7 protein-coding genes are annotated in these 6,140 nt (G+C 35.7%); 2 read left to right on the top strand and 5 right to left on the bottom strand.

The window, feature by feature from the left end; genetic code table 11:
* Positions 1-504, top strand: a 504-nt coding sequence (locus KGI01_RS10145) for an MFS transporter (protein ID WP_141274592.1), incomplete at its 5' end; no start/stop codon positions are given.
* A 40-nt stretch (positions 505-544) separates the two neighbouring features.
* Here the strand turns inward: KGI01_RS10145 and KGI01_RS10140 are convergent.
* The gene (locus KGI01_RS10140; RefSeq protein ID WP_141274591.1) at positions 545-1,144 is read right to left on the bottom strand and encodes a phosphatase PAP2 family protein; all 600 of its coding nucleotides are present in this window, start codon (positions 1,142-1,144) and stop codon (positions 545-547) included.
* A gap of 110 nt (positions 1,145-1,254) precedes the next feature.
* Here KGI01_RS10140 and solA point away from each other — a divergent pair, with 110 nt between their 5' ends.
* A complete protein-coding gene (gene solA / locus KGI01_RS10135) occupies positions 1,255-2,379 on the top strand; it encodes an N-methyl-L-tryptophan oxidase (protein ID WP_141274590.1) in 1,125 nt (374 codons plus the stop codon).
* 50 nt (positions 2,380-2,429) lie between these two features.
* Here solA and KGI01_RS10130 read toward each other — a convergent pair whose 3' ends face one another.
* The 4 genes from KGI01_RS10130 to KGI01_RS10115 are packed head-to-tail and all read right to left on the bottom strand — an operon-like array spanning position 2,430 to position 6,093.
* Positions 2,430-3,419 (bottom strand): siderophore ABC transporter substrate-binding protein, encoded by a 990-nt coding sequence (locus tag KGI01_RS10130; protein ID WP_141274589.1) that lies wholly within the window; start codon positions 3,417-3,419, stop codon positions 2,430-2,432.
* A gap of 16 nt (positions 3,420-3,435) precedes the next feature.
* Positions 3,436-4,200: an iron ABC transporter ATP-binding protein gene (locus KGI01_RS10125; RefSeq protein WP_141274588.1), complete on the bottom strand. Its 765-nt coding sequence runs from the start codon at positions 4,198-4,200 to the stop codon at positions 3,436-3,438.
* Entirely contained in the window at positions 4,197-5,150 is a 954-nt protein-coding gene (locus KGI01_RS10120; protein WP_141274587.1) for an iron chelate uptake ABC transporter family permease subunit, read from the bottom strand. Before KGI01_RS10120 ends, KGI01_RS10125 begins: the two co-directional genes overlap by 4 nt.
* Entirely contained in the window at positions 5,137-6,093 is a 957-nt protein-coding gene (locus KGI01_RS10115) for an ABC transporter permease (protein ID WP_068450486.1), read from the bottom strand. The genes KGI01_RS10120 and KGI01_RS10115 overlap by 14 nt, the downstream gene beginning before the upstream one ends.
* Positions 6,094-6,140: the final 47 nt, after the last annotated feature.

Raw genomic sequence — 6,140 nt, 5'->3', positions numbered from 1 at the left:
CCCTATAACCTAAGTCAGACACTTGTTGGCAGTATCTTCGTTGTCTATTTAGTGGGAACATTCAGTTCTACATGGATGGGAAAATTAGCAGATCGACATGGTCAATTCGCGATGATTTTACTAGCGATTCTACTCATGTTAAGTGGTGCTGTTTTAACTCTTTTCAGTAGTCTACTCATTATTTTAATTGGTATTGCATTATTCACATTCGGCTTTTTCGGTGGACATGCGATTGCAAGTAGCTGGGTGAGTGCGCGTGCTTCACATGATAAGGCGCAAGCTTCATCTCTTTATTTATTCTTTTATTACGTCGGTTCCAGTGTCGGTGGAACAATTGGCGGCTTCTTCTGGCTATCATTCGGTTGGTTCGGCGTTGTTTGTTTCGTAAGTGGTATTTTAATACTTGGTGTCGGATTAACATTCGCCTTACACAAATACATTCTATTTGAACAACGCGAAAAGCGTGTAGCTCTAAAACGATTATCACATAAAAAAAGCACATAAAGAAAAGGTGAATCGCTCTCTTAAACGATTCACCTTTTTTCTACTTTTCAAGTTGTTTAAATACTCGTTTTCGACGCTCATACCATAGTAAAGCGAGTGCGAATACCGTATATCCAAGAGCCCAACCACTCACCACATCTGATAAATAATGTCGAGACTCGGCAACACGTGATAGACCGATACAAAACGCAATAACAATCGCAATACTCATCGCGATAACTTTTGTCTTCTTCGTTTGATATTCTGTCGTAATATAAGCAACTGTTAATAGATAAAGCAACCCTGTCATTGCATGTCCTGAAGGAAAACTAAAACTTGTCAATTGTTCTAAAATGTATGGTCGATCTCGTTTAATAAGACCTTTCACAAATAAATTCACGAGATTGCCACCTGCAACCGTAATTAATACAAAAATCATACCACGAAAGTTTTGTGCTTTAATCCATAGCCAGATTAGCAAGAGAACCGCGACGATGACAACAAATATCGGTTCACCAATATAGTGGAACGGAATTAAAAACTCATTCCCCTTTAATAAATGACTTCCCCACTCATCAAAGTCATATACCCAAACTGATTTTAAATTAAATGCGAAAATAAGGAATACAATAAATGTGAGAATTCCTAAAATATATTTCACCGAAAAACACTTCCTTTTCTTTTCTCGTTACTATTTAACCACCTTTTATTCCAAAATATATTTTTCAGATTATTCTTTACATTATACTGGAGGAAAAGGAGGAATTCATTATGCATTATCATACGATTATTATCGGTGCAGGTTCCATGGGAATGCCGACAAGTTACTTTTCTGCAAAAAATGGTCACAAAACGTTACTAATTGATACATATGAACCACCTCATACATTTGGAACACATCATGGGGATACACGTATTATTCGTTATGCCTATGGCGAGGGAGCTCAGTATGTACCTCTTGCGCTTCGTGCTGCTACATTATTTAAAGAAGCTGAACATCTCACAAAAAGAAAACTTTTAGAAGAAGTTGGTGTTTTGAATATTGGTAAAGAAGATACCGATTTCATGCAAAATGTATTTAAAAGTGCGGAACGTTTTCAATTACCTATCGAGAAACTTTCGACAAGTGACATCGAAAAGAGATGGACAGGTATAAATTTAGTACACAATGAAATTGGGGCTTACGAGCCGAATGCTGGGTTTTTACATGTAGAGGAATGTATTCGTGCCTATAAAGACTTGGCGGCTCAAGAAGGCGCTGTATTTGCTTTTAACGAAAAGGTCGTATCCATTACAGAAGGAGATGGGCATGTAGAAGTTAAAACGAATAAAAGTTGCTATACCGCAGACTATCTCATTGTAACGGCAGGTGCTTTCGTAAAAGAATTGATGTCTTCTATTCATTTACCCCTTCCTGTCACAATTTTGCGCAAAACTTTTGCATGGTACGATTCAGATGAACGATTTTCAGAACAAAACTTTCCTTGCTTTAGTTTTGAATTAGAAAATGCAACTTACTATGGATTTCCAAGTGTGAATGGTACGGGGCTTAAAATTGGGCGACATGATGGAGGCGTCGTCATCGACCCAAATAAAGACAGAGACGACTTTAACCTTTCAGACCAAGAAGAATTAGATGAATTCTTACATGAATACATGCCAAGTATTCAAAATTTAAAGTTCGGTAAAACTTGTATGTATGATATGACACCAGATGAAGACTTCATTATTGACTATTTCCCAGGAAATGACCGAATTGTTTTAGCGAGTGGCTTTAGTGGACATGGCTTTAAATTCGCGAGTGCTATTGGAGAATTACTTGTGGATATGACGAATAAAAAAGATGTAAACTTTGACTTATCTCTCTTCTCTTTAGAGAGATTTAAAAATTCATAACATAAAAAGGGTAATCGCTTTATATCGCGATTACCCTTTTCTCATCATTATTATTTTAATGCTGCTGAAGCATCTGTTACCATTTGTGATACTGATTCGATACCGCCACCTGCTAAGTACCAAGTTTCAGCATTTAGGTAAACAATTTTACCGTTTTTATAAGCATTTGTTTTCTTAATTAATTCGTTCTCTAAATCTTTTTTAACTGAAGATTTTTCGCCGATTGCTGAATCACGGTCGATTACGAATAATACATCTGGATTTTTCTCATAAACATATTCTGAAGTAACTGTTTGACCATGTGTTGATACTTCAATTTTCTTATCTGTTTGACCAAAGCCGAATACATCATGGATTAAACCAAAACGAGAACCTGCACCGTATGCACTTAAGCTACCTTGTGTACCTAATACGATTAATGCTTTTTCATTTGCTTTTGTTGCTTTTTCATTTAATTCTTTAATTTGATCATCAATTTTTGCTAATTCTGTTTTTACAGCGTCTTCTTTATTGAAGATTTTACCTGCTAATTCTGTATTTGCTTTGAATGAATCCATGTAGTTTGTTGTATCAATACCTACATATACAGTTGGAGCGATTTCGTTAAATTCTTTGAATTGAGAAGCTTGACGACCTGAGATAAAGATGACATCTGGATTTAATTCAGCGATTTTTTCAAAATCAGGCTCTTTTAATCCACCAACATTTGCATATTTTGAATCTTTATATTGTTTTAAGTAAGCAGGAATGTTTTGTTGTGGTACACCTACTACGCGATCTGATAATCCTAAAGCATCTAATGTATCTAAGTAACCCATATCAAATACGACAACTTTTTTAGCGTCTTTTGGTACGTTTACAGTTTCTTTTACTGTGTTAGTTGATTTACCATCTTCACTTGTTACACCGAAGTTATTTTCGATTTTAATTGTATCATCATTTGAAGCTGCGTTTGATTTTTCATCCTTTGTTGAAGAACCACATGCTGCTAAAGCTAATACTAAACACATTAATACGGCTGCGAATACCCATTTTCTCATGATTAAAAATCTCCTTTTATTTTGAATTAAAGTACACACAAATACGACAATCATTCATTTCTTGAATTGGAATGTCCATATCATAAATCTCTTTCAATGAAGCGGTGTTAATAATATCTTCTGTTGGACCATCTTTAACGATTTGTCCATCTTTTAAAGCAACAATGTGATCTGAGTAAACAGATGCAAAGTTAATATCGTGTAAAACAATAATAACTGTTTTACCAAGTTCATCGACTAACTTACGAAGGATTTTCATAATTTGAACAGAATGTTTCATATCTAAATTATTAAGAGGTTCATCTAATAGCACATATTCTGTATCTTGTGCAATGACCATAGCGATAAAAGCACGCTGGCGCTGACCACCTGATAACTCGTCTAAAAATGAATGCTGCATATCTTCTAAGTTCATATAAGCAATCGCTTTGTCTACCATTTCCTCATCCTCTTGATTCAAGCGACCACGCGAATAAGGAAATCTACCGAAGGCAACAAGTTCACGAATGGTTAAGCGAACATTCATGAAGTTCGATTGCTTTAAAATCGAAACACGTTTTGCGAATTCATTTGATTTAAATGATTTTACATCTGAAGCATCTAACAATACTTCACCAGAATCGGCATTCATCAAGCGACTCACCATTGAAAGTAATGTCGATTTACCTGCACCATTTGGTCCGATAAAAGATGTGATTTTTCCCGGCTGGATATCAACCGTTACCGCATCAACTACCTTTTTCTTACCGAACATTTTTGAAATATCTTTTACTGAGATCATGATGCACGACTTCCTTTCAATAATAAGTAGATAAAGTAAATACCACCGACAAAGTTAATGATGACACTTAACGTTGTCGAGAATGTAAAGATTCTTTCTACAATAAACTGACCACCGATTAAAGCAAATAAGCTGAAGAGGATCGCCCCTGTGATTAATACAGAGTGTTTATATGTATGGAAGAATTGATACGATAAGTTGGCAACAATCAAACCAAAGAATGTAATTGGACCAACAAGAGCTGTCGATGTAGCAATTAAAATTGCTGATAGAACTAGCATTGTTTTCACAACGCCATCGTAATTCACACCTAAGTTACGAGCATGGTCACGACCAAGAGAAAGTACATCGAGCTCACCCATCTTCGTCCAACCATATGCAATCGTTAGTACAACAATTACAAGTGATAGCCAAACTAAGTTTTGATTGACGTTGTTGAAGCTCGCAAACATCTTATCTTGTACATTCATAAATTCATTTGGATCAATTAGTACTTGAAGGAATGTTGATAGACTTCCGAGTAAAGTCCCAATGATAATCCCAACAAGTAATAAGAAGTAAATAGGCTGCCCTTCTTTTCTAAACATAAAGCGATAAAGTATTAATGCGAATGCAATCATACCAATCATCGAGATAAAGAAGTTCAATGTTTGATTTAATACGAAAATACTCACTGAACCGAATAAGAAAATAATGACGGTTTGCAGCAGCATGTACATCGAATCGAGTCCCATAATACTTGGTGTTAAAATACGATTATGTGTAATCGTCTGGAATGTAACGGTTGCATATGCAATTGCTACACCTGTAATCGCCATCGCTAACACTTTAATTAAGCGACGTGGAAATGCATAATGATAACTGCCATTTAAGTTATAAAACACATATAAAGCTGCTGAGATTAATACTAAAACAGCAAGAATCGTAAGTTTTAATTTATTGTTGCGCATATGCTCGCCCCCTCATTAATAGATAAAGGAAGATGGCACTACCGATAACGCCTACCATGAGACTGATTGAGATTTCATATGGATAGATGAGCACTCGACCTAAAATGTCACAAATGAGTAGGAAAATCGCGCCTAGTAAAGCAGTATGCGGCAATGTTTTCGCTAAGTTATCGCCTTTGAAAATCGAGACGATATTTGGAATGATTAATCCAACGAATGGAATCACACCAACTGTTAATACAACAGATGTTGAAATAAGTGCCACTAACACTAAACCAAAGTTTACAATACGTTTGTATTTAATCCCTAAGTTTTTAGCAAAGTCTTCTCCCATTCCTGCAACTGTAAAACGGTTGGCATAAAAATAGGCAATGATGAGAATCGGAACACTTATGTAAAGAAGTTCATAACGACCTTTCAGAATCGTTGAGAAATCCCCTTGTAGCCAAGTTGATAAGTTTTGAATAATATTCATCTTATACGCAAAGAATGTCGTAATTGAATTTAGAATATTACCAAACATCATCCCGATTAAAGGAATAAAAATGGCGTCTTTAAATTTGATTCGATTTAAAATTTGCATGAATAATAGCGTGCCGGCTAGCGCGAATACAAAAGCAACGACCATTCTCTCAAGTAGGGTTGCATTCACAAAAATCATCATGGATACTAAAATACCAAGTTTGGTTGCATCGAGCGTACCAGCAGTGGTTGGTGATACGAATTTATTACGACTCAAGCTTTGCATGATTAAACCTGCAATACTCATCCCTACACCTGCTAAGATGATTGCTACAAGTCTTGGTACACGACTAATCAAAAAGATTTGTGTCTCTTCTGAACCGAAGTCCAGTAAGTCCATTGGTGATATGCGACTCACTCCTACAAATAATGAAAGAAGTGATAACAATATAAGCGCTATAAAAAGATATCTTTTCTTCATTGTAATCCCCAATGTCGTTATTTATTTGAGTAGATAAAATGATAATG

The sequence above is a fragment of the Kurthia gibsonii genome (assembly GCF_006539985.1).
Taxonomy (GTDB): Bacteria; Bacillota; Bacilli; order Bacillales_A; family Planococcaceae; genus Kurthia; species Kurthia gibsonii.
The sequence above is the reverse complement of the archived record's forward strand: the minus strand, read 5'-3'. Positions and strand labels throughout refer to the sequence as shown.

Coding starts and splice junctions, on each gene's coding strand:
- KGI01_RS10125 (WP_141274588.1), bottom strand. CDS start 4,200: ATGATCTCAGTAAAAGATATTTCAAAAATGTTCGGTAAGAAAAAGGTA.
- solA (WP_141274590.1), top strand. CDS start 1,255: ATGCATTATCATACGATTATTATCGGTGCAGGTTCCATGGGAATGCCG.
- KGI01_RS10115 (WP_068450486.1), bottom strand. CDS start 6,093: ATGAAGAAAAGATATCTTTTTATAGCGCTTATATTGTTATCACTTCTT.
- KGI01_RS10130 (WP_141274589.1), bottom strand. CDS start 3,419: ATGAGAAAATGGGTATTCGCAGCCGTATTAATGTGTTTAGTATTAGCT.
- KGI01_RS10120 (WP_141274587.1), bottom strand. CDS start 5,150: ATGCGCAACAATAAATTAAAACTTACGATTCTTGCTGTTTTAGTATTA.